The sequence below is a fragment of the Caballeronia ptereochthonis genome (assembly GCF_001545075.1).
Taxonomy (GTDB): Bacteria; Pseudomonadota; Gammaproteobacteria; order Burkholderiales; family Burkholderiaceae; genus Caballeronia; species Caballeronia ptereochthonis.
Window position 1 is genome coordinate 81,627 of record NZ_FCOB02000016.1, and the last position, 25,622, is coordinate 107,248.

Genomic DNA, 25,622 nt, shown 5'->3' on the forward strand with positions numbered 1-25,622 from the left:
CGCGAGTGTACTTGATCGCGCCGCCCCCGTTTTGCGGCGTGCATGCGCGAAGTCGGGCGCTACCCTAGCACGAACAAAAGTGACGCGCGTACTTGGTTTTCCCCACTAGAGTTTGTCGTCGATGGCACTTCGATAAGAGTAGGTTATCGGCCATGCGCGAAGGTAATGGACTGGAGGACGAAATATTGCGCGCGTGGGCGCGAGCCGGCGCAAAAAGGCGAAAATCACAAGGGAAGAGAAAAGAACCGCGCGGCGGACGCCGCGCGGGCGAAGCAGTGATGCGTTTTCAGACGCTCTTGAAGCCGAGGCGCTCGCAGATCGTCTTTGTGGCCCACGCGCCGTTGAGCGTGTAGAAATGCAGGCCGGGCGCGCCTTCGTCGATGAGGCGGCGGCACAGGCCCGTCACCACATCGACGCCGAAGGCGCGAATCGACTCGCGGTCGTCGCCGAAGCTTTCCAGTCGGCGCGCGATCCACTTCGGCACTTCGGCGCCGCACATGTCGGAGAAGCGCATCAGTTGCGAGAAGTTCGTGATCGGCATGATGCCCGGCACGATCGGCACGTCGACGCCGAGCTTGCGCGCTTCCTCGACGAACTCGAAGTACGCGTCCGCGTTGAAGAAGTACTGCGTGATCGCGGAATTCGCGCCCGCTTTCACCTTGCGCACGAAGTTTTCGAGATCGGCGCGCGGCGACTTCGATTGTGGATGGAACTCCGGATACGCGGCCACTTCGATGTTGAACCAGTCGCCGTGCTCCTGGCGGATGAACGCCACGAGCTCGGACGCATAGCGCAGCTCGCCGACTGCGCCCATGCCCGAAGGCAGATCGCCGCGCAGCGCGACGATATGGCGAATGCCGTGCTCGCGGTACTGCGAAAGAATCGCGCGCAGGTTCTCCCTCGACGAGCCGATGCACGACAGATGCGGTGCGGCCTCGAAGCCTTCCGCGGCCATTTCGAGCACCGTGTCGAGCGTGCCTTGCTGCGTGGAGCCGCCGGCGCCGAAGGTCACGGAGACGAACTTCGGCGAGAGTGTCGCCAGTTGCGCGCGCGTCGCGCGCAGTTTGTCCACGCCTTCCTGCGTCTTCGGCGGGAAAAACTCGAATGAGAGTTCGATCGGTTTCATGATGATGGTTGATCGAGCGGCGGCGAGGCCTGATCGACCCGACTCAGCCGAAGTTGCGGTTCCCGAAGATGAGCGCCGACAGCAGCCACGACACGATGCTGTAGAGAATCGAGCCGAAGAACGCCGACCAGAATCCCGACACTTCGAAGCCCTTCAGCAGCGACGAGCACAGCCAGAAGCACAGCGCGTTCACCACGAGGATGAACAGCCCGAGCGTGAGGATCGTCACCGGCAGCGTGAGGAGGATGAGGATCGGCCGGATCACCGCGTTGATGAGCCCGAGCACCACTGCGATGATGAGCGCCGTGCCGAAACTGCGGATGTGAATCGACGGCACGAGATAGGTGATGATCAGGAGCGCGAGCGCGTTGATCAGCCATGTCAGCAGCACGGTCATCTAAAGTTCTCCGGTTGATGCGTCAGGTCGCAAGCGCCGCACGGATGCGCGCACCCGTGCGGACGTACGCCGCCGCTTGCGATTAATAGCGGTAGTGGTTCGGCTTGAACGGGCCGTTCTTGTCGACGCCGATATAGCCGGCCTGCTCGTCCGACAGCACGGTCAGATCCGCGCCGATGCGGCCCAGGTGCAGGCGCGCGACCTTCTCGTCCAGATGCTTCGGCAGCACGTACACCTTGTTCTCGTACTTCTTGCCTTGCGTGAACAGTTCGATCTGCGCGAGCGTCTGGTTGGTGAACGAGTTCGACATCACGAACGACGGATGGCCCGTCGCGCAGCCGAGGTTCACGAGACGGCCTTCAGCCAGGATGATGATCTTCTTGCCGTCCGGGAAGACGATGTGATCGACCTGCGGCTTGATGTTGTCCCACGTGTACTGACGCGTCGACGCGATATCGATTTCCGAGTCGAAGTGGCCGATGTTGCAGACGATCGCGTTGTTGCGCATCGCCTTCATGTGGTCGTGGTTGATGACGTGGTAGTTGCCGGTCGCCGTCACGAAGATGTCGGCCTTGTCGGCGGCGTATTCCATCGTCACGACACGATAGCCTTCCATCGCCGCCTGCAGCGCGCAGATCGGATCGATTTCCGTGACCCACACCGTCGCGCCGAGCCCGCGCAGCGATTGCGCGCAGCCCTTGCCCACGTCGCCGTAGCCTGCGACGACCGCGATCTTGCCCGCGATCATCACGTCGGTCGCGCGCTTGATGCCGTCGACGAGCGACTCGCGGCAGCCGTACAGGTTGTCGAACTTCGACTTCGTGACCGAATCGTTCACGTTGATGGCCGGGAACGGCAGGCGGCCTTCCTTCTCCATCTGATACAGGCGATGCACGCCCGTGGTGGTTTCTTCCGTCACGCCCTGAATGTGCGCGAGGCGCGTGGAATACCACGTCGGATCGGCGTCGAGGTGGCGCGCGATCGACTTGTACAGCGCGACTTCTTCCTCGTTCGTCGGCTTGGCGATGACCGAGCGGTCTTTTTCGGCTTTCGAACCGAGAATGAGCAGCAGCGTGGCGTCGCCGCCGTCATCGAGAATCATGTTGGCGAACTCGCCGTTCGGCCATTCGAAGATGCGGTGCGAGAACTCCCAGTATTCGTCGAGCGATTCGCCCTTGAACGCGAACACCGGCGTGCCGCCCGCGGCGATGGCGGCGGCGGCGTGATCCTGCGTCGAGAAGATGTTGCACGATGCCCAGCGCACGTCGGCGCCCAGCGCGGTCAGCGTTTCGATCAGCACGCCGGTCTGGATGGTCATGTGCAGCGAGCCCGCGATGCGCGCGCCTTTCAGCGGCTGCTGCGCCTTGTACTCTTCGCGCGTCTGGATGAGACCGGGCATCTCCGTCTCGGCGATGTCGAGTTCCTTGCGGCCCCATGCGGCCAGCGACATGTCGGCGACGACGAAATCCTTGGAATTCTTGGAATCGAGAACTGCGGCGTTCATCACGCCCTCCTTTCTAAAAATGACTAGAAATGTTGACGTGAGCGCCGTTCGAATGCGGTGGCTCAAGGGGCATTTGACGTGCCTTCGAACCGTCCGGATTGAATGCTCCGAGCCTGGCAGCCGATGTCATGCTCGGCCGTCGCAACGCTCCTCGGAAGCGAACGCCGATTGTAGCAAAGTCTCGTCGGAGGAACCGGGATCGGGCGTGCGCCGATTCTATTTTTTGGCGGGGCCTGATGAGCCGTTTGACAGAGGCGTCAGAAAGGAATGACGGACAGCAGCGGCGCGAGCAACACCATCGCCACGCCCGCGATCATCATCGTGAGACTGGCGACGACGCCCTCTTCGTTCCCCAGTTCGCGCGCCTTCGCCGTGCCTACGCCGTGCGCCGCCGCGCCGAACAGCGCGCCGCGCGCGAGCCGCGTGCGCAGCGGCACGAGCGCGAGCACGATCTCGCCGAACAGCATGCCGCAGACACCCGTCGCGATCACGAAAAGCGCGGTGAGGTCCTTCGGCGCGTGGATCTTGTCGGAGACGGCGAGCGCGAACGGCGTGGAGACGGAGCGCGTCGCGAGGCTGCGCTGCAATTCCGGCGAAAGATGCAGCAGCTTCGCGAGCGCGAGCGAGCCGCCCACCGCCACCAGAATGCCGACCGTGACGCCGACGGTGAGCGAAATCCAGTGGCGCCTGATGAGCGCGCGATATTCGTAGATCGGCACCGCGAACGCGACGGTCGCCGGGCCGAGCAGCCACATGAGCCAGCGCGTGTCGGCGAAGTACACCGGGTACGGAATGCGCGCCATCACCACGATGACGGCGAGCACCACCGGCACGGCGAGCAGCGGCGTAAGCCACGGGCGCCTGAAGCGGGCGTACAAGTGCTTCGCCGCGAAATACAGCGCGACGGTCAGCACGAAGCAGCCCGCCGCGATGAGGCGCGCCGAGTCGTCCGCGAAGAGGGATGCGTAGAAGCGGTTCATGTCGGCTTACTCAGGCCCGGGCGTGCCGCGCCACGAGCGCGCGGCGCAACGCGAGACGACGCTCGAGACGCGCCGCCTGGTCGACTGCGAACGCGACCGCCACCATGACCATCAACGTTCCCGCGACGACCACGAGCGCGAGCCGCCAGCCGTCTTCCATGAAAAGACCGCCGTACTGAACCGCCGCGACCGCCGCCGGAATGAAGAACAGCAGCATGTCCGAAAGCAGCCAGTCCGCGCCCGCCTTCACCCAGCGGGGCGCGACGCCGCCGCAGAACAGCAGCGCGAGCAGAACCACGAGCCCGATCACGCCGCCCGGAACAGGCAGCGCCAGCTTGCGCGCGACGAAATCCGCCGCGACCCAGATGCCGGCGAGCGCGGCGGACTGGAGCGCGACGCGCAGGAAGCGGCCGAGCGCCGCGCGGGCGTTCGCGGTTTGCATTTTGGTCGTGAGGGCGGCGGACATGGCGGACTCTTCTACGGTTGAAGTCAAGAACTAGGGTTAACCTGTAGTCCGAGTATATGGGCGCACTTTGCATAATAAAAATGACTTAACCTTATTCAAATCATTCCAAACTGGAATTCCGGAGTCGAGAATGGAACTGCGCGCCTTGCGGTACTTCGTCGAGGTCGTGAAGCAGAAGAGCTTCACCGCCGCCGCCGAGCACATGTTCGTGACCCAGCCGACCATCAGCAAGATGGTGAAGGCGCTGGAGGACGAGGTCGGCTCGCCTCTGCTGTTGCGCGAAGGCCGTCAGATGGTGCTCACCGACGTCGGGCAGATCGTCTACCAGCGCGGCGTGGACGTGCTGGCGGCGCATGCGCGGCTGGAAGCCGAACTGAACGATCTCGGCACGTTCGGGCGGGGCACCCTCACGATCGGCATTCCGCCGATGGGCGGTGCGCTCTTCACACCGGCCATCGCCGCGTTCCGGCGCCGTTATCCGAAGGTCGAGCTCAAGCTGTTCGAACGCGGCTCGAAGGCGATCGAGGCCGCGCTCATCGACGGCGAGCTGGAACTGGGCGGCGTGCTGCAGCCCGTCGATAGCGAGGTGTTCGACGTCCTGCCCGTCAGCCGGCAGATTCTCTGGCTCGTCGCGCAGAAAGGCTCGCGCTGGGACGAGTCGCGCGAGGTCGCGCTCACGGATCTCGCCGCCGAGCCGTTCGTGTTCTACGGCGAGAGTCTCGCGCTGAACGACGTCGTGCTCAACGCGTGCCGCGAGGCGGGGTTCGCGCCGACGATCGTCGGCCGCAGCGGGCATTGGGATTTCATGGCGGCGCTGGTGCAGGCGGGCATCGGCATCGCGCTCCTGCCTGCGCCTTATTGCCGGCGCCTCGATGCCGACGCGTTCACCTGCCGTCCGGTGGTCGCGCCGGAGATTCACTGGGACATGGCGCTCGGCTGGCGGCGCAACGGCTATCTGTCGCATGCGGCGCGCGCGTGGATCGAAGTCGCGCGCGAAATGCTGCCCGCCAATCTCGATCAGGACTTCATGGCGGACGGCTTTCCGCGCGTGCGGCGCGGCGAGCCGAAATGAAAACGCGCCGGCCCGCGATGAGCGGGCCGGCGCGCTTCGTGGTTTGAGGGCGCTGCGCGGATCAGCTCAACGCCTTGAACTCGATGCGCCGATTTGCCGAACGGCCGGCGGCGGTCGCGTTGTCGGCAACCGGACTCGCGTCGCCGAAGCCCTCCGCCGTCAGCGTGTCCGCCGGCACGCCGTGCCGGATCAGATACGTGCGCACGGCTTGCGCGCGCTTCCGCGACAACCCGACGTTCAGCGCCGAAGCGCCCGTGTTGTCCGTATAGCCGCCGATCTGCAGCTTGATCGGCGTGCCGGCCGCATGGCAATCCTTCAGCGATTTCGCGGATTCCGCGAGGCTCGCGAGTGCGACGCGCGGCAGCGTGTTCGAGGCGAAGCCGAAGTTGACCCGAGCGAGCTTCAGCTTGTTCGCGATGTCGCCGGCCGCGCAGGCACCGGTGGTCTGCGTGCCGGATGCGGCTTGCGCGGCGGCCGCGCCGCTCGCGGTGATCGTCCAGCCATCGCCGAAGGAGGCCTTCAGCTTGTCCGCCCAGCCGAGCGTCGCATCGGCGGCGCGGCCGCTCAGTTCGACCTGCTCGCCCGCAATGCGCACCTGCGCGCCCGGCAGCGCCATGACCGGCAGCAGCTCATCGAGCTTGCCGATCCACGCGGCCGGCTTCGTGTCAGGATCGACCGTGATGTTCGCGTGGAACTTGTCGACGCCGAGCTTCGCGGCCAGCGCGTCGATCAGGCGCTGCCGCTCTGCCTCGCTGCTGACCGTGGCTGTCAGCGTAGGGACCCCGGACGTGTCGACGAGGAAGGACATCGCCGAATCAGTGGCGGGCGCAGCCACGGGCGCCGAAGCCTCGACCGAGGCCGAAACGGCCGTGTCGGCAACCGGGCCGGAAGCGGCCTCCGGCTTGGCGGCCGGAGCGGCTTCCTGCTCCGAAGTCCCGGACTGCGTCGTCGAGCAACCGCGGCCGAGCAGAGCGGCGAGCAGCGCGAGCGCGGCGGCGAGCGCGACCCACCACCATTTCTTCCGGCACGCGTTCTCTTTCTCCGCCGGTTGCTCGGCGGCAGGCGCCTCCGACTGCAGCGGGAATTCGGCGGCCTCCTGCGTCGCCGGATGCTCGAGATGCGCCGACACCGCCTTCAGCCGCGACGCGACACCCGCGAGAAACGCGCCGACCGGGCCGAGACCGAGCGCCCGGGCGAACGCGTCGGTCATGTTCGCGCGCACCACCGGCAACTGATGGCCGAGCAGCGCGGGAAGCTGGTCCGGGCGGCCGTTGTGCTGCGACAGGTGACGCTTGAGCACGCCGAGCATCGTCGCGCAGACCACGCCGGCAAGCGTGCGGGTAGCGCTCGCCGCGACGCCCGTGTATTCGGCGATGCGCTCGGCGAGCACGTTGAGGCTGTCGTGCGAGGCAACTGCTTGATCCAGCTTCGCGCCGTTCTCGACGAGCGTCCTGAAGCCTTCGTCCTGCACGACGAAATGTGGCAATTCTTCGGCGATCAGCGCATTCGTGGCGGGCGACATGACAGCCGCGAAGAGGTTGCGCGCGCCTTCGAGCGAAGACGCCTTGTTCATCATGGCGCCGATGAGCGCCGGCGCGCAGAGCGAGACCACGCGCTTGGCGGATTCCGGCGCGCAACCGATGCGCCCGGCGATATGCTGCAGAACGCTTTCGGTCAAAGCGCCTTGCACCAGCTGATTGAGGTTGATGCTCATTGAGGATGCTTCCTTGAAAAGCGAACTTGCGTCCGCCGAAATAGGCGGGGCGATTATAGGTTCGGGCTCCTGCGCGTCATCGGGGAGGAACGAACAATCGGATTAGTCTCAGGCAGTGGCGCTTTAGGACTGCGCATCGGAAATGCATGGGCGATTCCGAAAAGAACGACGCCTCTACCACCGAACCAACGCCCGGCCTATGATTCTTGAATTCGAGATGACGCCCGCAAGGCCTGAAGCGGCTGTTGCGCTCGCCCGACAGGGCGATGCCCGATCCGGCCCGGTTCGCGCCGCGCAAAAGGAGACCGACGATGCCCTCGTCTTCGCCCGCTCAATCCGACTCCGCCCGTCCCGCCGGTCGCCCGTTCGGGCAGACGCATGAAGTCACGAATCAGGCGGAGCCGCTGGTCGGCTACGACGCCTTCGCCTTCGATCACGCCCTGTCGGCGGCCGTCGAGCGCGAAGGCGCGCAATGGCATGCGGAGGCGCTCTCGCGCGACGGAATGGCGCTGACGCAGCCGGATGTCGTCGCGCTCGCGGATCTCGCCAACCGGCACGGACCGGAACTCGCGACGCACAGTCCGCGCGGCGAGCGCATCGATGCGCTGGAATTCCACCCGGCCTGGCATGAACTGCTGCGGCGTCTGCGGCACGAAGGCCTGCATGCGTTGCCGTTCGAACCGTCCGCGCGCGCCGGCGCGATGGCCGCGCGCTGCGCCGGCTACTATCTCCACGGACAGCTCGAATCGGGGTCGCTGTGCCCGATCACGATGACCTTCGCGAGCATTCCGGTGTTGCTCAACGAGCCGGACCTTTTCGCGCGGCTCGCCCGCCCGCTGCTTTCGCGCGAGCACGATCCGCGCGACATTCCGCTCGAAGCCGGCAAGCATTCGATGATGATCGGCATGGGCATGACGGAAAAGCAGGGCGGCTCGGACGTGCGCAGCAACCGCACGCGCGCGCACGCGCTCGGCGCGCCGGGACGCGGCGGCGCGTACCGGCTGATCGGTCACAAGTGGTTCTTCTCGGCGCCGCAATGCGATGCGCATCTCGTGCTCGCCCGCACGGAGGACGAAGGCGGCCTGTCGTGCTTCTTCGTGCCGCGCTTTCTGCCCGACGGCCGCAAGAATGCGGTCCAGATCCAGCGCCTGAAGGACAAGCTCGGCAACCGCTCGAACGCCAGCAGCGAAGTGGAGTTTCTCGACGCGTACGGCGTGATGATCGGCGAGGAAGGGCGCGGCGTGCCGACCATCATCGAGATGGCGAACTACACGCGGCTCGATTGCGTGGTCGGCAGCGCGGCGCTGATGCGCGCGGCGCTCGTGCAGGCGATTCACCACGCGCGCCGTCGCACGGCGTTCGGCGCGCATCTCGTCGATCAGCCGCTGATGCGCAACGTCCTCGCCGATCTCGCGCTCGAATCCGAGGCGGCGACGGTGCTGTTCATGCGGCTCGCGGGCGCTTTCGAGGAAAGCGCGACGTCCGGCGGCGCGTTGCAGGCGCGCGCATGGCGGCGCATCGTGACGCCCGCCGCGAAGTTCTGGGTGTGCAAGCGCGCGCTCGAATTCACCGGGGAGGCGATGGAAGTCTGGGGCGGCAACGGCTACGTCGAAACCGGGCCGATGGCGCGTTTCTACCGTGAGGCGCCGGTCAATTCGATCTGGGAGGGCTCGGGCAACGTGATGTGCCTCGACGTGCTGCGCGCCTTCGAGCGCGAACAGGACGCCGCGCACGCGCTTCTGGACGACTGGAAGACGACGGCGGGCGCGCATCCGGCGCTGGCGGGCGCGCTGTCGTCGCTGGTGGCGATGCTGACGGGCGATCCCGCCGGGCGCGAGGCGTCGGCGCGGCGCATCGCGCAGCAACTGGCGCTGTGCGCGCAAGGCGTGCTGATGGCGCAGCATGCGCCGCAGGCAGTGGCCGATGCCTTCATCGAAACGCGCCTGGGCGACGCGCGCGGCGAAACCGGACGCGTGTACGGCACGCTGCCCGCGCGCTTCGATCACGCGGCGATCGTCACGCGCGCGTTCTCCGCCTAGCCGGGATGGTCCAGGATGGTTGGCGCGCGCCGTCAGCGGATCGCGCGGCCCGTCTCGCGCATCGGCGCCTCGTTCTCCAGCCGATACACCCACGACAGCAATTCCGCCACCGCCTGATACAGCGCGGGCGGAATGTGCGCGTCGAGGTCGACCTGCATCAGCAGCGACACCATCTCCGGCGACTGGTGCACGTACAGCCCCGCTTCCTTCGCCCGCTGCACGATCATTTCCGCGACCATGCCGTAGCCCTTCGCGACGACGCGCGGCGTCGACTCGCGGTTGCCCGCTTCGTAGGCGAGCGCGGTCGCCTGTCTGCGCGTGTAGGGCGGGTTGCCGGCCGCGCTCATGATCCGCTCCCCTCGCCGGGCGCTGCGCGGAACAGGTGTTCGAGCGGCGAGCGCACCGGCTTGCTCGCCGCGGCGCGATCGTCGCCGGACATCGCCAGATCGGTCGCGCCGTCCGTCGAGCGCACGGAAAGCGACGTCAGCGCGAGCCCGGCCGCTTCGAGCTGGCGCGCGAACGCGGCGCCGTCGGCGGCGAGACGGCGCGCGCCCGAGTCGCTCGCCTTGATGCGCGCGACGAGCTTGTCGCCCGCCAGGACGAGTTCGGCGTCCACCGTGCCGAGCGCGGGCAGCGACAGCGTAATGCGCGTGCGCCAGGCGCGTTCGTCGGCGGCGTCGTCCGCCGGGCGCGGATCGTGCGGCTCGCGGGCGATTTCCCATTCGAAGCGCGTGCCCGGCCATGCCTCGCCCTGCCAGCGGAACTGCTGATTGTCGAGCACGTCGAGCTGCTGGCGCACGACGTTGATCGTCGCCGGGTGGATGCCCGCCGCGATCGAAGCCTGCAGCGCCGATTCCTGCTGGCCCGGCTGCGCGGCTGGCGCGCTCGCGCCGCTCGTACCGTTCGTGCCCTGTGAATTCGAGAGCACGGACGCCGGCGCATCGCGCACCGACGCGGCGAGCGCGGCCGCCTGCTGCGGCGTCTGCGGCGTCGCGATGGAGCGCGCGGGCGCGTGAAAATCGGGCAGGTCCGGTGCGAATTGCGGCGCGCGGGCGTCGTCGAGCCAGGCGTCGCCGGTCGCGGCGTTGTTTGCGGCGTCGTTTGCGAAATCGAGCGGCAGGGACAGCGCGCGCGCATCGACGCGCGCCTGTGGCTCGTTGCCGAGCGAGGCGGCGCTGCGCTGGCCGGCGAGCCATTGCATCAGATGCGATTCGTAGAAGAGCCCGCTATCGCCGACGGTCCTCGCCAGTTCGGCGGCGAGCGCGGCGGCGGGCAGCGGCGGCAGGTTCTGGCTCGCGGCGCGCGCCGCGGCCACCGCTGCGGCGTTGGAAGAGAATGCCGTATCGAAGAGGCCCGTCGTGAGCGCGGCGAAGGCGCTCGCGGGGCGCGGCGGCGTCGGCCAGAGCGGGGTATCGCCGGAAACGGGGAGCGTCGTGCCGCCCAGGCGCGAAATCACGTCGAGCGTGCGCGCGACGCTGGACAGCGCGGTCTGCGCCGATGCCGCCGGCGCGGCGGTGCCGGGCGGCGTGCCGGCGACCTGGGACATGTCCGCCTGCGCGGTCGTCTGCCCGACGCTCGCGCCGGTGACGCCGCTGCCGCCGACGCCGTTCGGCGCGCGAATCGCGGACAGAAGGAGCTCGGTGCGGCTGGCGAGCAGCGTTGCGATCGCGGTATCGAGTCCAGTCATGCCCACATCCTCATATGCGCTGCGGCCGGCCCCGGGCGAACGACGCGCGGGAGGTCCGGTTCCTGCGCGAACGAACGCCTAGCGCAGTCCGATCATCTTTTTCAGTACGCGCGCCGGACTGTTGACCGTGAAGAGCGCGGAAAGGCGCGCGAGGCTCGGCGACGTCAGATCGCGAATCGCCGCGTCGTCGGCGAGGATCTTCTTCACGAGGTCCAGCTTGCGCGCCCGGGCGCTGTCGTCGAGTTCCGAGCCGGAATCCACTTCCCTCAGCTTGTCGATCAAATCGCGGTAAGTGCCTTGCAACGCCTTCAATTCGCTCCATTCTCCGCCGCGTGCGGCAGCCAGCATCCGGCCCGAGACCGCCGCAATCGCTTCGTAGTGGGCGAAATATTCTTGTGTCGTTTTCATTCTTTTGAGGCAGTCGTCGCGGCTTTCCGTCAAACGGGCGCCGCGGTCATTTGAGCCACTTCCGGTCCAATGCCCACCCAGGCTTCCTCGAGCGTCGCAAGCAGACTGTCGACTTCCACGAGCATCGTCTCGTCCTGCTTCAGATTCGCTTCGAGCAGCCGGCGCGACATGTACGTATACAGCGCGTCCAGACGCCCGGCAATCTCGCCACCCGCTTCCTTGTTGAGCGCCTGCTGAAGACCGCTCTCGATGATGCTGATGGCCTTGCCGATCGCCATGCCGCGCGCGCCGATGTTGTTCTGCTGCATGTGCATCCGCGCCTGCGCGATCGCCTGGCGTGCGCCCTGGTAGAGCATCGTGATCAGCCGGTGCGGGCTCGCTCCCATCACCCCTGTCTGGACGCCCACGCGTGCATAGGCGTTGGCTCCGGCGTGTCCTGGGGAATACATCTCTCGCTTCTCCTTTTACGATGCCGCGGCGCGTGCCGCACTCGTCGTCCTGTGTCAATCCGGTGTCGGTCGGGCATGAAACCGGTGCAGACGAGCGGGCCGCTCGCCGAAGCGAGCGAACCATCGTTCGCCGTGCCGTTATCGAGGTTATCGGAGAAACGCGGCAAAGCTTTAGGACGCAAGGCTCGAGAGCCCGTAGAGGAGCCAGTGAAGGGGGCGAAGCCGGGCGAGCGGAACGTCAGACCGAGATCTGCATGACGTCGTTGTAGGCCGAGACGAGCTTGTTGCGCACCTGCAGGCCGAACTGCAGGCCGACGTTCGCCTTCTGCATGTCCACCATCACGTCGTTGAGCGATACGTTCGGCGCGCCGATCTCGAACGCGTGCGCCTCGTTGAGCGCCTTGGTCTGGTTGTCGCTGATCTTGTCGATCGACGATTTCAGCGCGTCGGCGAAACTGCCCACGCTGGCCGCGCCCGATTGCCCGCTTCCGCTGACGGCGCCCGACGCAACGGTCGGGCCGCTCGCCGCGCCGGTGCCGCCGGCGGCTTGCGATGCCATCGACTGAATCGCCGAGAGGGCGGCGGAAAGCGGATTGATCGGAAAGTTCATGTTGACTCCGGGTGACAGTAGGAAGCCGGCGGAACGCGTCCGAAGGCGGAACGGCCCGCGTCGCGCTCAGGCAGTGGCCTGGTGCTCGGTGCCGCATCTGTGGAGGTTGACCGAGTACGACAAAGCTTAGCAGCGGGCGGTCTTTCAAAGCGCGGGAAGAACGGGGGAAACCCCGCTCTATTCGCCGAATCGACTTGCAATCTTCTGCGGATAATCCCCATCGTGAAAAGTCCTCCACCGCCGCTTACATCAAAGCAGCAAGCGGCGCGAGGAGACACCAGGATTCGGAGCTTCGACGCCAAATGGAAACGCCCAACAACTCACTGATCACGCCCGATGCCAGAATGGGCCTGGCGGGCGCGCAACCGGGCGCAGCCGGCACAGCCGCGGGCCCGAGCCTCGCGGGCGGCGCGGGCGCCGACTTCGGCGGTTTCGCGCAGCGCGTGCCGATGTTCAACCAGTTCCGCTCGAATCCGCGCGTGCCGCTCATCGTGGCCGTCGCGATTCTGGTGATGGTGGTCGCGGGCCTCGTGATGTGGTCGCGCCAGCCGGACTACCGCGTGCTGTTCTCCAATCTCTCCGACCGGGACGGCGGCGCAATCGTTGCCGCGCTCCAGCAGGGCAACATTTCCTACAAGCTGTCGGACGGCGGCGGCGCGATCCTCGTGCCCGCCGAACAGGTTCACGAAACGCGCCTGCGTCTCGCGAGCCAGGGCCTGCCGAAGAGCGGCTCGGTCGGCTTCGAGCTGATGGACAACCAGAAGTTCGGCATCAGCCAGTTCGCCGAGCAGATCAACTACCAGCGCGCGCTGGAGGGCGAGCTGGAGCGCACCATCGGCTCGATCTCCTCGGTGAAGTCGGCGCGCGTGCATCTGGCGATTCCGAAACCGAGCGTCTTCGTGCGCGACAAGGAGCTGCCGACCGCTTCCGTGATGGTCAACCTGTATCCCGGCCGCGTGCTCGACGAAGGCCAGGTGGTCGCGATCGCGCACATGGTGGCGTCGGGCGTGGCGGACATGCCGGTGAAGAACGTCAACATCGTCGATCAGGACGGCAACCTGCTCACGACGCAAAGCGCCGCGAACGGCCTCGACGCGTCGCAACTGAAATATGTGCAGCAGATCGAGCACAACACGCAAAAACGCATCGACGCGATCCTCGCGCCGCTCTTCGGCGCCGGCAACGCCCGCTCGCAGGTGAGCGCCGACATCGACTTCTCGAAGCTCGAGCAGACCGCCGAAAGCTACGGCCCGAACGGCAACCCGCAGAACACGGCGATCCGCAGCCAGCAGTCGAGCGAATCGACCGAAACGACGGGCAGCGGCGCATCCGGCGTGCCGGGCGCGCTCTCGAACCAGCCGCCGCAGCCGGCTTCCGCTCCGGTCACGGCGCCCGCATCGGATGCGACCGGCGCGGCCGCCGCCTCGGCCAAAACCACGCCGCAGAACCAGCGCCGTGACACGACGACGAACTACGAAGTGGATCGCACCGTGCGCCACTACGAGCAGGCGACGGGCGGCATCAAGCGCCTGTCGGTGGCGGTGGTCGTGAATTACGAGAAGAAGGTGGACGCGAAGGGCAATGTCACGATGACGCCGCTCGCCGCCGACAAGCTCGCGCAGGTCCAGCAGCTCGTCAAGGACGCGATGGGCTTCGACGAAAAGCGCGGCGACTCGGTGAACGTCATGAACAGCGCGTTCTCCTCGGATCTGATCGTGACGCCCGAGGTGCCGTGGTGGCGCACGCCGCAGATGATCGCGTGGGGCATCCAGGCGGCGAAATACGTGGGCATCGGCATCGTCGCGCTGTTCCTGTACTTCAGCATGGTGAAGCCTGCGATGCGCCGCGCGTTCCCGCCGCCCGAGCCCGCCGCGCTCGCCGCGCCGGATGAACTCTCGCTGCTCGACGGCCCGTCGGCGGGCGACGAGAAGACGGACGACGAAGACAAGGATGCCGAGGTGAGTCTCCTCGGTCATGAAAGCAAGAAGGCCAAATTCGATCGCAATCTCGACTACGCGCGCATGGTGGCGCGTCAGGACGCGAGAATCGTTGCGACGGTCGTGAAGAACTGGGTGTCCGATGAACGCTGAAGGCCTGAACAAAGCCGCCCTCCTCCTGATGTCGATCGGTGAGGAGGAAGCCGCCGAGGTATTCAAGTATCTTGCCCCGCGCGAGGTGCAGAAGATCGGCGCGACCATGGCGGCGCTGAAAAACGTGACGCGCGAGCAGCTCGACCAGGTCCTGACCGAATTCGTCGACGAGGCGGAGAAGCACACGGCGCTCTCGCTCGATTCGAGCGAGTACATCCGCTCGGTGCTGACCAAGGCGCTCGGCGAGACCAAGGCCGGCGCGCTGATCGACCGCATTCTGCAGGGCAGCGACACGAGCGGCATCGAAGGCCTGAAGTGGATGGACTCGGGCGCGGTGGCGGAGCTCATCAAGAACGAGCATCCGCAGATCATCGCGACGATCCTCGTCCATCTGGACCGCGATCAGGCTTCGGAAATCGTCTCGCTGCTGAATGAGCGGCTGCGCAACGACGTGCTCCTGCGCATCGCGACGCTCGACGGCATCCAGCCCGCCGCGCTGCGCGAACTCGACGATGTGCTGACCACGCTCCTCTCCGGCAGCGACAACCTGAAGCGCGCGCCGATGGGCGGCATCCGCACGGCGGCGGAGATTCTCAACTTCATGTCGAGCAATCACGAGGAAGGCGTGCTCGCGAACGTGCGCGACTACGACGCGGAGCTCGCGCAGAAGATCATCGACCAGATGTTCGTGTTCGAGAACCTGCTCGATCTGGAAGACCGCGCGATCCAGCTGCTGCTGAAGGAAGTGGAATCGGAAACGCTCATCGTGTCGCTCAAGGGCGCGCAGCCCGCGCTGCGTCAGAAATTCCTGTCGAACATGTCGCAGCGCGCGGCCGAGTTGCTCGCCGAAGACCTCGACTCGCGCGGCCCGGTGCGCGTGTCGGAAGTCGAGCAGCAGCAGCGCAAGGTGTTGCAGATCGTGCGCAATCTGGCGGAAAACGGCCAGATCCAGCTCGGCGGCAAGGCGGAGGACGCGTATGTCTGACGCGGCCCGCACGCAGAAGGCCCCGCTTTCGGCGTATCAGCGCTGGGAGATGGCGTCGTTCGATCCAGTCACGGTGGACAACAGCGCGGCGGAACAGGCCGCGCTCGAAGCGCACCTGCGCCGCGTCGAGGAAGACGCGCACGCGCAGGGGCTCGCGAAGGGCCATGTCGCCGGACAGGCGCTCGGCTATCAGGCGGGTTTCGAGCAGGGCCAGGCGAAGGGTTTCGAGGAAGGCCGCAAGGAGGCGCTCGCGCAGGCCGCGCGTCTCGCCGAAATCGCCGATACCTTCAAGACCGCGCTGCAAGCCGCCGATGCGGTCATCGCGGAGGCGCTCGCCGAGCTCGCCGTCGATATCGCGCAGCAGGTCGTGCGCCAGCATCTCGCGCTCGATCCGACCGCGCTCGTCGCCGTGGCGCGCGAAGTCATCGCCGCGGAGCCCGAGTTGTCGGGCGCGCCCACGCTCGTCGTCAATCCGGCCGACATGCCGATCGTCGACGCGTATCTGAAAGACGAACTCGAAGGCGCGGGCTGGACCGTGCGTCCCGATCCGGTCGTCGAGCGCGGCGGCTGCAAGGCGCACGCCGCGACAGGCGAAATCGACTCGACCAACGTCTCGCGCTGGGAGCGCGTCGTGGCCGCGCTGGGGAGACACAAGCCGTGGTAAATCAACCCGCGACCTCGCACGCTCATCGCATCACGCAGGAGGGCTTGACCGCGCTCGAGCAGGAGCTCGCGCGCGCGTCGTTCGGTCCGCTCGCCGGCGATGGCGCCGCCGCGGACGAATCGCCCGACGCGCTCGCCGCGCGCACCATCGCCGAGCTGGCCGAGATCGCCGGCAATCCGCATATCGACACGTGGCGCGAGAAGCTCGACGCGCTCAAGACGCGCAGCGAGCTCGCCAAACCGCTGCGTTCGTGCGGGCGGCTCACGCGCGCGGCCGGTCTCGTGCTCGAAGCGGTCGGCCTGAAGATGGGCGTCGGCTCCGAATGCATGATCGAGCTGCCGCCGGGCAGCGCGATTCCGACTGCCGAAGCCGAAGTCGTCGGTTTCGCGGGCGACAAGCTCTTTCTGATGCCGACCACCGAAGTGGCCGGCCTTCTGCCCGGCGCGCGCGTCTATCCGCTCGAAAGTGCGCCGATCAACGATCCGATGGCGGGCGCCAAGCGCCTGCCCGTCGGCTGGGAAATGCTCGGCCGCGTGGTCGACGCGTCGGGCCGTCCGCTCGACGGCCTCGGCCCGCTCGGCGCGAAAGTCGATGCGCCGCTCTCCGCGCCGGTCATCAACCCGCTGAACCGCGAGCCGATTCACAGAGTGCTCGACGTCGGCGTGCGCGCGATCAACGCGCTCCTCACGGTCGGACGCGGCCAGCGCATGGGTCTCTTCGCCGGCTCGGGCGTCGGCAAATCGGTGCTGCTGGGCACAATGGCGCGCTACACGAGCGCGGAAGTGATCGTGATCGGGCTGATCGGCGAGCGCGGCCGCGAGGTGAAGGAATTCATCGAGCAGATTCTCGGCGAGGACGGCCTCGCGCGCTCGGTCGTCGTGGCGGCGCCGGCGGACGTCTCGCCCGTGCTGCGCATGCAGGCCGCCGCGTACACGACCTCGCTCGCCGAATATTTCCGCGATCAGGGCAAGCACGTGCTGATGCTGATGGATTCGCTGACGCGCTACGCGATGGCGCAGCGCGAAATCGCGCTCGCGATCGGCGAGCCGCCCGCGACCAAGGGCTATCCGCCGTCGGTGTTCGCGAAGCTGCCCGCGCTGGTCGAGCGCACCGGCAACGGTCCGGAGGGCGGCGGCTCGATCACCGCGTTCTACACCGTGCTCACCGAAGGCGATGACCAGCAGGACCCGATCGCCGATTCGGCGCGCGCGATCCTCGATGGCCACATCGTGCTGAACCGCTCGCTGGCGGAAGCGGGGCACTATCCCGCCATCGACATCGAGCAGTCGATCAGCCGCGCGATGACCGCGCTGATCGACGACAAGCACCTCGAGCGCGTGCGCCTGTTCAAGCAGATGCTCTCGCGCTATCAGCGCAACCGCGACCTGATCAACGTGGGCGCGTATTCGAGCGGCCGCGACGCGCTGCTCGACCGCGCGATCGCGCTGTATCCGCGCATGGAGTCGTTTTTGCAGCAGGGTTTTCGCGAGCAGGCGCCGTTCGAGCCGAGCATCGCGATGTTGAATCAGCTTTTCGACTAGTTTTCGACTAGTATCCAAAGCATTCGTCACACGAAAGCCAAAAGACCAAACGGGACCGCCACGCCATGTCCAAGAACCTGCCGATCAACACCCTCATCGAACTTGCCGAAGAGGAACTCGATGCCGCCACGAAGAAGCTCGGCAAGCTTCAGCAGGAGAGAAACGAGATCGAGACGCAGCTGAACTCGCTCGTGACCTACCGCGACGAGTACCACGCGCGGTTCACGGCATCGGCGCAGGAAGGCACCACGGCGCAGACGCTGCGCAATTTCCAGGCGTTCGTCGATACGCTCGATGCCGCGATCGCGCAGCAGCGCGCGGCGCTCGTCGCGGCCGATGCGCGCATCGAGGCGGCCAAGCCGGACTGGCGCCTGAAGAAGCAGAAGCTCGGCAGCTACGAAGTGCTGGCCGCGCGCGGCGAGGCGATGCTCGCCAAGAAGGCTGCGCGCGTCGAGCAGCGCGAAGCCGACGAGCACGCGGTCAAGGTGCTGCGCATGCGCGCCGAGCGTGCTTCTTCGTAAGCGTTCGGGCGCATTCCACTTACAGAATTCTCGAGGTCACGCATGTCCTCCGTTTCCCTCCTCGGCGCGCTGACGGGCGCCACGTCTTCGAGCAAGGCCGCCGCGCAGCGCGCGGCGAGCGCGGGCGCGTCCTTTGGCATGACGCTGCAGAGCATCACCGACAAGGCCAACGCGGACGCGCAGGCGGCCCAGGCGCTGGCGGATTCGGCACAGGCATCGGGCGACAAGTCGAGCGTGCATGACGCGCCGAAGCCCACGGACAGCGCGGCCCCGGGCAAGAGCGACGACGCGTCGGATGCGCATGCGGCAGCCAAGTCCGATCAAGCCGATTCGAGCGCGAAGACGGACGCGGCGAAAGACGCATCGAAGCCGGCGCCGCAATCGGCCAGGCAAGCCGACGCAACCGCCGCCACGGGGCAGGCGAAGGCGCGCGCGGACGCCGCGGACGCGAACGCGAACGCGAACGCGAACGCCGACGACGCCGACACGACGCTCGCGGAACTGACCGATGCGGCAGCCGCCGACCCGGCGAGCGCCTCGACGGATGACGCCAAATCGACGGCCGAAACGCACAAGAGCGGCGACGCCAGAACGGCGCAGAATGCGCTGCAGGCCGCGCTCGCGGCGATGAGCAATCCGCAGCCGAACGCGCTGCCGGCGAACGCGGCGGCGCTGGCGAACGGTTCGGCGGCGGCGGCGCGCGAGGGCGCGAGCGGCGAGGAGCAAGGCGGTCTTTTCGGCAAGGGCGGAAAGGGGGTTGGTCTGATCGGGCTGGCGAACAACGCGAACGTGGACGCGAAGACGGCGAACGCGGCTGCGCCGACCGACACCGCTGCGCTGGCGAGCGCGCAGGCTGTCGCGACGACGCCCACGGATGCCGCGACAGCGGCGTACAAGCAGGCCGCCGACGCCGCCGCGCACGCGGTGGCGCTGCAGGCGGCATCGGCAAGCTCGGCTGCGTCTGGGCCGCAGGGTGCGATGACGGCGGCGACCAGCGCGGCGATCGCGCCGCACGTGGGCGCATCGGGTTGGGACGATGCGTTCAGCCAGAAGGTCGTGTTCCTGTCGAAGGCGGATCAGCAGAGTGCTGAACTGACGCTGAATCCGAGGGATCTTGGGCCGTTGCAGGTGACGCTGCAGGTTTCGGAGAATCACGCGCACGCGCTTTTCGTTTCGCAGCATGCGCAGGTGCGGGAGGCGGTCGAGGCCGCCATGCCGAAGCTGCGCGAGGCGATGGAGGCGAACGGCATCAGTCTTGGCAGCGCTTCTGTCTCGGATGGGTCTGCTTTTGCGCAGCAGTCGCAGCAACAGAGTGGTGGCGAGCGCTCGGGGGCGGGGAAGTCCCGCAGCGCTGGCGGGATCGGAGGAGTGGATGATGTGGGCGCCGCCAGCGTAAGTGTGCCGGTCCGGCGGACCGTGGGGCTTGTTGATACGTTTGCTTGAGCTTTTTTTAGCTGTGCTCGTTCGCTTGGGCTTTCGGGGAATCCTGAATTCTTAGTGGTCTATTGGCGTTGCCCCTGTGCGGGGCGGCAGTCACTTTCTTTGCTGCTGCAAAGAAAGCAACCAAAGAAAGCAGCTTTGGCCCAGAGTGCTTGAGGCGAACGCGTCGTCATCGTTCGGCGTGGCCCAGCCCCTAACGAGTGCCCACATAGGCCTAACCGGACTTGGATCGCGGACCCACTGTGTCATCGCACCGTTTAGCTGGCTGGTGCAGCACCAGCTAGCTCCGGCCCGCTACGCGGCCGTCCGGTCAATCGGGTCTGCCCGTGCTTCTTGGCTTACGCCTCCATCTCTCCGCATATGCCTCCCGCTGGTTTCCCTTGCATGCCTTGCGGCAGCGCGCAGCGCTGTGCCGGAACGCTTCGGTGCTGAACCAGCGCCCTTGGATAGCTAGCTCGTCAGACCGTGCGCGAGCCAAGCCGCGTTAGTCCTTTGAGGGCGACACTTAGGGGCTGGGCCACTCCGAACCAATGACGACGAGTCCGCCCGGGCCCAAAGCTGCTTTCTTTGGTTGCTTTCTTTGCAGCAGCAAAGAAAGTGACTGCCGCCCCGCACAGGGGCAACACAAACAGACCACTAAGAAATCAGGATTCCCCGAAAGCGCAAGCAAGCGAACGAACAAAAAAACCCCAACCTCAAGCCCCCGAAGCACCACCAGAACAAGGCCCCGTAAGCAACGAACCCGAAGAGCCAGAAGAGCCAGAAGAAACCTTGGCGGTAGCCGCCACCTTCCTCCGCTGCCGATTCTCGAACCATCCCATGCCCAGCACGGCGAACGACCCGCCCGGCAGCAAAAACACGATCAGATACAACGCGAGTCTCCACGAATTCAGCTTCGGCGGGACGAAGTGACGGGAAGCGTTAACAATCGTGCTGCTGACATGGCCGAAACGTCGGCGGGCGGCGTGTGCAAAGCGGGTCATTGGGTTGGTCCTTCGAGCGTCGGACGAACGACGCGGCTGGCGATCAGAACATAGTCTCGGGCGGCGCATCAAGCGCGTAACTCGTTGCATAAAATAATATTGACTGTGCAACTACTTTTCAAGATACTGCTGATTGCTTTTTCGCGACTGTTGCCTTCGCGAAACGCGACGCAGTGTCGCAACCGTGTTTCATCCGCATGACCCACGTCGCATGAACAGCGAACCGCTCTACGATCCGGCCACGATTCAACTCGAAACGAGCCTCGGCTATTACCTCGCCAAGGCGCGCAACGTGCTCGTCGCGCGGACCGATCAGGCGCTCGAGCCGCTCGAACTGACGTCGCAGCAAATCGGCGTGATCCTGCTGCTCGCGTCGGGGCGGGCGCGCACGCCGCTGGAGTTGTCGCGCGAGATGTCCTACGACAGCGGCTCGATGACGCGCATGCTCGACCGGCTCGAAAAGAAGGGCTTCGTGAGCCGTACGAGAAGCGAGGTGGACCGGCGCATCGTCGAGTTGAACCTGACCGGGCGCGGGCGCGAGGCGGCCGAACGTCTTCCCGTGATCGGCGCGGCGGTGCTCAACGAGCAACTGCGTGGGTTCAGCCGCGCGGAGCTGGATCTGCTGATCGGCATGCTGGCGCGCATCATCGGCAATACGCCGATGGGCGAATGCGCCGCCTGCGGGCTGGACGAGGAGTAACGCAATCAATCCGACGAAACCGGCGTTTTGCGTCGATTTCACTGTCTGGGCAGAGAATGCTGCGACAATAAATAGTTTGCGCGTGATGCGAGTCTGAGGCACCGTTCGCGCGCCGGAGAACCGACGATGTCAACGACCGCGACAGGCACGCCACCCGCGCCGCCCGCTCCCACGCCGCTAACAGGCGGCATCCTCGCCCTGCTGACGATGGGCCTCGCGCTCGGCACCTTCATGGAAGTGCTCGACACGTCGATCGCGAACGTCGCCGTGCCGACCATCTCCGGCAGTCTCGGCGTGGCGACGAGCGAAGGCACGTGGGTGATCTCCTCGTATTCGGTCGCATCCGCGATCGCCGTGCCGCTGACCGGCTGGCTCGCGCGGCGCGTCGGCGAGGTCAAGCTGTTCACGATCTCCGTGCTGCTGTTCTCGGTCGCCTCGGCGCTGTGCGGCCTCGCGCACAACTTCGAATCGCTGATCGCGTTCCGGCTGCTGCAAGGCCTCGTCTCCGGCCCGATGGTGCCGCTCTCGCAAACCATCCTCATGCGCAGCTATCCGCCGGAAAAGCGCGGGCTCGCGCTCGGCCTCTGGGCGATGACGGTCATCGTCGCGCCGATCTTCGGCCCGGTGATGGGCGGCTACATCACCGACAACTACACGTGGCCGTGGATTTTCTATATCAACGTGCCGATCGGCGTGTTCTCGGCGGCGATCGCGTACTTCCTGCTGCGCGGCCACGAGACCAAGACGACGAAGCAGCGCATCGACGGCGTGGGCCTCGCGCTGCTCGTGATCGGCGTAGCGAGCCTGCAGATGATGCTCGACCTCGGCAAGGACCGCGACTGGTTCAACTCGAACTTCATCGTGACGCTCGCGATCGTCTCGGCGGTGTCGCTCGCGTTCATGTTCGCGTGGGAGCTGACCGAGAAGGAGCCGGTGATCGACCTCTCGCTCTTTCGCGACCGCAACTTCGCGATGGGCGTGCTCATCACGTCGCTCGGCTTTCTCGCGTTCTTCGGCTCCGTCGTGGTGCTGCCGCTGTGGCTGCAAACCGTGCTCGGCTACACGCCGTGGCTCGCGGGCCTGGCCACCGCGCCGGTCGGGCTGCTCGCGCTGGTGCTGTCGCCGATCATCGGGCAGAACATGCATCGGCTGAATCTGCGCGTCGTTGCCAGTTTCGCGTTCATCACGTTCGCGTTCGTCTCGCACTGGAACTCGACCTTCACGCTCGATACGCCCTTCCACGAAATCATCTATCCGCGTCTGATTCAAGGCATCGGCGTCGCGTGCTTCTTCGTGCCGATGACGACGATCACGCTCTCCAGCGTCTCCGACGAGCGGCTCGCCGGCGCGGCAGGTTTGTCGAACTTCCTGCGGACGCTGTCGGGCGCGATCGGAACGGCGGTCAGCACGACCTTCTGGGAGAACGACATGATCCGCCATCACGCGGTGCTCACCGAATCGATCACGCCCTATTCGGCGGGCACGACGGCCTATTCGAACCTGCTTTCGGGCGTCGGCCTGTCGGGGCAGGCCCTCACGGCGCAACTCGATCGCGTCGTGTCGGCGCAGGCGTACATGATGTCGACCAATGACTTCTTCCGCATTTCCTTCTATGCGTTTCTCGTGCTGGCCGTGATGGTCTGGCTGACGCGGCCGAAGAAAGGCGCGTCAGCCTCGATGGGACACTGACGTTCTTACTGAGGCGTGAGCGGCGTGGCCGACTGGCCAGGCTGGCTTTCGAGATTCAGCGGCACCGGCTGCGTGAGCGGGCTCACCTGCACGCCGCTCGGCGTGGGCGCGGCCTGCGGCGCGACGCCGGCCTGCGGTGTCGTCATCTGCCTGAGCGCCGGACCGTTGCGTATGAACTGCTTGAAGTCCGCGCCCGCCTGCCACGGATTCGGCTCGCAGCCGAGCGGGTTGTCGCAGTGCGCGGCGAAGCCGATCGTGGCCGTACCTTCGTTCGTAGGTGTCTTGGTGATCTGATACGCGAGCGCACGCTTGCCGCTCGACGGACCGGCGGTCATGATGATCGAATCGGTAATGGTCTGAATCCGGTATTCCGAATGATTCGTCACCCACACTTGCGCGCGCGCCCACCAGGCGTCGCATTCCGCCTTGCTCATGCAGGTGAGCGGCTGGGTGGCCTGCTCCATTGTCGTGCTGCTGACCTGGTCCTGCGCCGCGCAGCCGCCCAATAGCGCAAGCGACACGGCCCCCAGCGCGGCCGCGCCGAAGAACTTCTTTTTCATTGCTCCCCCGATCGTCGATAAGTCGGCAATATTTTGACCTGCCAAACCGGTTGATGTTGCGACGCGTTTCCCTCTGTTGCACAAACCGGTAAGCTTGCCAGCGCGCCAAGGCCCCGGTGAGGAAAAACCTGCCTGAGTCTGTGGAAGCGCCGCTCAGACGCTCGCGCGATTCAGCGTGTAGACCTGATATTCCGCGACGAACGCGTCGAACGACTCAGTGTCGTTGCGCTCGACCTCTGCCTGATCGACGAGCGATTTCGCTGCTAGTGCTTCCATCGCACGCTCTTCGTCGACGGACAGCGGCCGCGCGCGGAACCACTCCGCGTGCCGCGTGCTCAGTTCGAGCGCGAATTCGTCGAAGGACTGCTGCCTGTCGCGCATCGTCTGCAGCACGCGCGCGGAAGGCGTGAGCGACGCATCCGCGATGCGCGGACGCAGCGCCGCGAGCGTGCGCGTGTGGTCGTCGTTGCCGTTGAGCGCATCGAGCGTTTTCGCGACGGGCTCGATCGCATCGAACAGTGCTTCCGCCCACTCCCGCATCGGCACGCTCTTGCCGTCGCGTTGCAGCGTGAGGCCCGGCTTGCGCCCTTCCTTCGCCACCGCGCTGAAGTTGCCGTTCGCTTCGATGCTCGCGCGGGGCGGCAGCAGCGGGCTGTCCTCCAGCGCGCAATAGAGCAGATACGCATCGAGAAAGCGCGCGGTTTCGAGCGAGATGCCGGTCGGCTCGAACGGATCGATGTCTAGGCAGCGCACTTCGATGTACTGCACGCCGCGCTCGGACAACGCGTGCAGCGGACGCTCACCCGATTGCGTCACCCGCTTCGGGCGAATCGTCGAGTAGAACTCGTTTTCGATCTGCAGAACGTTGGTGTTGATCTGCACCCATTCGCCGTCGCGCTGCGTGCCGATGGCTTCGTACGGCGCATACGGCTGGCTCACGGCTTTCGCGAGCACGTCGAGATAGGCGTCGAGATTGTCGTAGCTCGGCAGCAGGTCCGCTTGCGCGGGATTATTCGTGTAGCCGAGATCGCTCATGCGCAGGCTGGTCGCGTGCGGCAGATAGAACGTGTCGGCATCGAACGTTTCGAGACGATGCGCCTTGCCTTCGACGAAGCGCCTGTTCAACGCAGGCGATGCGCCGAACAGATACATCAGCAGCCAGCTCGTGCGGCGGAAGTTGCGGATGAGCGCGAAGTAGCGTTCAGACTGGAAATCCCTGGCCGTCAGCGTGCTCGTGGGATCCAGCGCCTGCCACGCGCGCCACACATCTTCGTTCAGTGAATAGTTGTAGTGGATCCCGGCGATGCATTGCATCGTGCGGCCATAGCGCAGTGCGAGCCCGCGACGGTACACGTGCTTCAGCGTGCCGATATTCGACGTGCCGTAAAGCCCAAGCGGAATCTCGTCCTCGGGCGGCAGCGAATTGGGCATCGAGTTGTTCCACAGCAGCTCGTCGCCCATATGCGAATACGCGAAGCGATGCAGCACGTCGAGGCGATCGAGCGTGAGCGCTGCGTCGGTTTCGGCGGGCGTGATCAGTTCGACGAGCGCTTCAGAGTAGTCGGTCGTGATGAGCGGATGCGTGAGCGCCGATCCGAACGCGCGCGGATGCGGCGTCATCGCGAGCTTGCCTTGCGGTGTCACGCGCAGGCTTTCTTTCTCGATGCCGCGCAAGCCTTGACGCAACGCGTCGGCGTGCGGGCCGGACGCGAGCGCGGCAAGCCTGCGCTGAAAAGCGCCGGCCTGGGGGTGAGCGGAATTCTGGTTTGCCATTGAAGCAATCTGCGAGGAGCGCGAGCGATGTAGGCCCGAGTCGTATTTTTAGGGTAGCGGGCACTTTAACATCTCGGTGTCAGGCGTGCTTGGGCCCAGAACCAGCAAGGGTTTGCGGGTTTTTCAGAGCATTCGCGGGACGCTTTGCGGGTAGACGCCAAGCCGGTTGCGGACGGCTCGCGAGGAGAACGAAGCGCCGGGCGGCGCTTCAGTTCATAGGGAAC

24 protein-coding genes and 1 riboswitch are annotated in these 25,622 nt (G+C 66.1%); of the genes, 10 read left to right on the top strand and 14 right to left on the bottom strand.

All coding sequences use genetic code 11. From position 1 onward, the window contains the following. Positions 1–286: 286 nt before the first annotated feature. The 5 genes from metF to AWB83_RS18065 all read right to left on the bottom strand — a co-directional run bounded on the left by metF (position 287) and on the right by AWB83_RS18065 (position 4,473). Positions 287–1,126, bottom strand: coding sequence for a methylenetetrahydrofolate reductase [NAD(P)H] (gene metF / locus AWB83_RS18045; RefSeq protein ID WP_087046983.1), 840 nt, complete (start codon positions 1,124–1,126; stop codon positions 287–289). Between the two features lie 43 nt (positions 1,127–1,169). Then, the gene (locus tag AWB83_RS18050; RefSeq protein ID WP_087046984.1) at positions 1,170–1,523 is read right to left on the bottom strand and encodes a phage holin family protein; all 354 of its coding nucleotides are present in this window, start codon (positions 1,521–1,523) and stop codon (positions 1,170–1,172) included. 82 nt (positions 1,524–1,605) lie between these two features. Beyond that, positions 1,606–3,027: an adenosylhomocysteinase gene (gene ahcY, locus AWB83_RS18055; protein ID WP_087046985.1), complete on the bottom strand. Its 1,422-nt coding sequence runs from the start codon at positions 3,025–3,027 to the stop codon at positions 1,606–1,608. Positions 3,028–3,059: 32 nt separating this feature from the next. Beyond that, positions 3,060–3,186, bottom strand: a riboswitch (S-adenosyl-L-homocysteine riboswitch). A gap of 98 nt (positions 3,187–3,284) precedes the next feature. Further along, complete coding sequence (locus AWB83_RS18060) at positions 3,285–4,007, bottom strand: LrgB family protein (protein WP_087046986.1); 723 nt, start codon at positions 4,005–4,007, stop codon at positions 3,285–3,287. 10 nt (positions 4,008–4,017) lie between these two features. Beyond that, positions 4,018–4,473 carry a CidA/LrgA family protein gene (locus AWB83_RS18065; protein ID WP_087046987.1) on the bottom strand — a complete coding sequence of 152 codons (456 nt, stop codon included), beginning with the start codon at positions 4,471–4,473 and terminating at the stop codon, positions 4,018–4,020. 130 nt (positions 4,474–4,603) lie between these two features. Here AWB83_RS18065 and AWB83_RS18070 point away from each other — a divergent pair, with 130 nt between their 5' ends. Continuing rightward, on the top strand, positions 4,604–5,545 hold the full coding sequence (locus AWB83_RS18070) for a LysR family transcriptional regulator (RefSeq protein WP_087046988.1): 942 nt from the start codon (positions 4,604–4,606) through the stop codon (positions 5,543–5,545). Between the two features lie 61 nt (positions 5,546–5,606). Here the strand turns inward: AWB83_RS18070 and AWB83_RS18075 are convergent, their stop codons facing one another. After that, positions 5,607–7,259, bottom strand: a complete 1,653-nt coding sequence (locus tag AWB83_RS18075) for an OmpA family protein (RefSeq protein WP_087046989.1) — start codon at positions 7,257–7,259, stop codon at positions 5,607–5,609. A 311-nt stretch (positions 7,260–7,570) separates the two neighbouring features. Here AWB83_RS18075 and AWB83_RS18080 point away from each other — a divergent pair, with 311 nt between their 5' ends. Beyond that, positions 7,571–9,298 carry an isovaleryl-CoA dehydrogenase gene (locus AWB83_RS18080; protein ID WP_087047071.1) on the top strand — a complete coding sequence of 576 codons (1,728 nt, stop codon included), beginning with the start codon at positions 7,571–7,573 and terminating at the stop codon, positions 9,296–9,298. 32 nt (positions 9,299–9,330) lie between these two features. On the opposite strand, the gene AWB83_RS18085 is transcribed toward AWB83_RS18080, so the two are convergent. The 5 genes from AWB83_RS18085 to fliE form a co-directional block, all read right to left on the bottom strand. Then, positions 9,331–9,645, bottom strand: a complete 315-nt coding sequence (locus AWB83_RS18085) for an EscU/YscU/HrcU family type III secretion system export apparatus switch protein (protein WP_087046990.1) — start codon at positions 9,643–9,645, stop codon at positions 9,331–9,333. Continuing rightward, on the bottom strand, positions 9,642–10,985 hold the full coding sequence (gene fliK, locus AWB83_RS18090) for a flagellar hook-length control protein FliK (RefSeq protein ID WP_087046991.1): 1,344 nt from the start codon (positions 10,983–10,985) through the stop codon (positions 9,642–9,644). Before fliK ends, AWB83_RS18085 begins: the two co-directional genes overlap by 4 nt. Before the next feature lie 78 nt (positions 10,986–11,063). Continuing rightward, the gene (locus AWB83_RS18095; protein WP_087046992.1) at positions 11,064–11,393 is read right to left on the bottom strand and encodes a flagellar protein FliT; all 330 of its coding nucleotides are present in this window, start codon (positions 11,391–11,393) and stop codon (positions 11,064–11,066) included. A gap of 29 nt (positions 11,394–11,422) precedes the next feature. Then, positions 11,423–11,842, bottom strand: coding sequence for a flagellar export chaperone FliS (gene fliS / locus AWB83_RS18100; RefSeq protein ID WP_087046993.1), 420 nt, complete (start codon positions 11,840–11,842; stop codon positions 11,423–11,425). A gap of 238 nt (positions 11,843–12,080) precedes the next feature. Next, positions 12,081–12,452, bottom strand: a complete 372-nt coding sequence (gene fliE, locus AWB83_RS18105; RefSeq protein WP_087046994.1) for a flagellar hook-basal body complex protein FliE — start codon at positions 12,450–12,452, stop codon at positions 12,081–12,083. Positions 12,453–12,754: 302 nt separating this feature from the next. Between fliE and fliF the strand changes: the two genes are divergently transcribed. The 6 genes from fliF to AWB83_RS18135 all read left to right on the top strand — a co-directional run bounded on the left by fliF (position 12,755) and on the right by AWB83_RS18135 (position 19,696). Continuing rightward, entirely contained in the window at positions 12,755–14,542 is a 1,788-nt protein-coding gene (gene fliF, locus AWB83_RS18110; RefSeq protein WP_087046995.1) for a flagellar basal-body MS-ring/collar protein FliF, read from the top strand. Then, a complete protein-coding gene (gene fliG / locus AWB83_RS18115) occupies positions 14,532–15,527 on the top strand; it encodes a flagellar motor switch protein FliG (RefSeq protein ID WP_087046996.1) in 996 nt (331 codons plus the stop codon). Before fliF ends, fliG begins: the two co-directional genes overlap by 11 nt. Further along, positions 15,520–16,191, top strand: a complete 672-nt coding sequence (gene fliH / locus AWB83_RS18120; RefSeq protein ID WP_087046997.1) for a flagellar assembly protein FliH — start codon at positions 15,520–15,522, stop codon at positions 16,189–16,191. The genes fliG and fliH overlap by 8 nt, the downstream gene beginning before the upstream one ends. After that, positions 16,185–17,732 carry a flagellar protein export ATPase FliI gene (gene fliI / locus AWB83_RS18125; RefSeq protein WP_087046998.1) on the top strand — a complete coding sequence of 516 codons (1,548 nt, stop codon included), beginning with the start codon at positions 16,185–16,187 and terminating at the stop codon, positions 17,730–17,732. The genes fliH and fliI overlap by 7 nt, the downstream gene beginning before the upstream one ends. 65 nt (positions 17,733–17,797) lie before the next feature. After that, on the top strand, positions 17,798–18,253 hold the full coding sequence (fliJ, locus tag AWB83_RS18130) for a flagellar export protein FliJ (RefSeq protein ID WP_087046999.1): 456 nt from the start codon (positions 17,798–17,800) through the stop codon (positions 18,251–18,253). A 42-nt stretch (positions 18,254–18,295) separates the two neighbouring features. Beyond that, positions 18,296–19,696, top strand: a complete 1,401-nt coding sequence (locus tag AWB83_RS18135; RefSeq protein WP_087047000.1) for a flagellar hook-length control protein FliK — start codon at positions 18,296–18,298, stop codon at positions 19,694–19,696. Between the two features lie 692 nt (positions 19,697–20,388). On the opposite strand, the gene AWB83_RS18140 is transcribed toward AWB83_RS18135, so the two are convergent. Further along, positions 20,389–20,676, bottom strand: a complete 288-nt coding sequence (locus tag AWB83_RS18140; RefSeq protein WP_087047001.1) for a hypothetical protein — start codon at positions 20,674–20,676, stop codon at positions 20,389–20,391. 211 nt (positions 20,677–20,887) lie between these two features. Here AWB83_RS18140 and AWB83_RS18145 point away from each other — a divergent pair, with 211 nt between their 5' ends. Both AWB83_RS18145 and AWB83_RS18150 read left to right on the top strand, forming a co-directional pair. Further along, on the top strand, positions 20,888–21,376 hold the full coding sequence (locus tag AWB83_RS18145) for a MarR family winged helix-turn-helix transcriptional regulator (RefSeq protein WP_087047002.1): 489 nt from the start codon (positions 20,888–20,890) through the stop codon (positions 21,374–21,376). A gap of 126 nt (positions 21,377–21,502) precedes the next feature. After that, a complete protein-coding gene (locus AWB83_RS18150) occupies positions 21,503–23,065 on the top strand; it encodes a DHA2 family efflux MFS transporter permease subunit (RefSeq protein ID WP_087047003.1) in 1,563 nt (520 codons plus the stop codon). A gap of 5 nt (positions 23,066–23,070) precedes the next feature. Here AWB83_RS18150 and AWB83_RS18155 read toward each other — a convergent pair whose 3' ends face one another. Next, positions 23,071–23,625, bottom strand: a complete 555-nt coding sequence (locus tag AWB83_RS18155) for a hypothetical protein (protein WP_087047004.1) — start codon at positions 23,623–23,625, stop codon at positions 23,071–23,073. 153 nt (positions 23,626–23,778) lie between these two features. After that, positions 23,779–25,398 (bottom strand): glutamate--cysteine ligase, encoded by a 1,620-nt coding sequence (gshA, locus tag AWB83_RS18160; RefSeq protein ID WP_087047005.1) that lies wholly within the window; start codon positions 25,396–25,398, stop codon positions 23,779–23,781. Between the last annotated feature and the right edge of the window lie 224 nt (positions 25,399–25,622).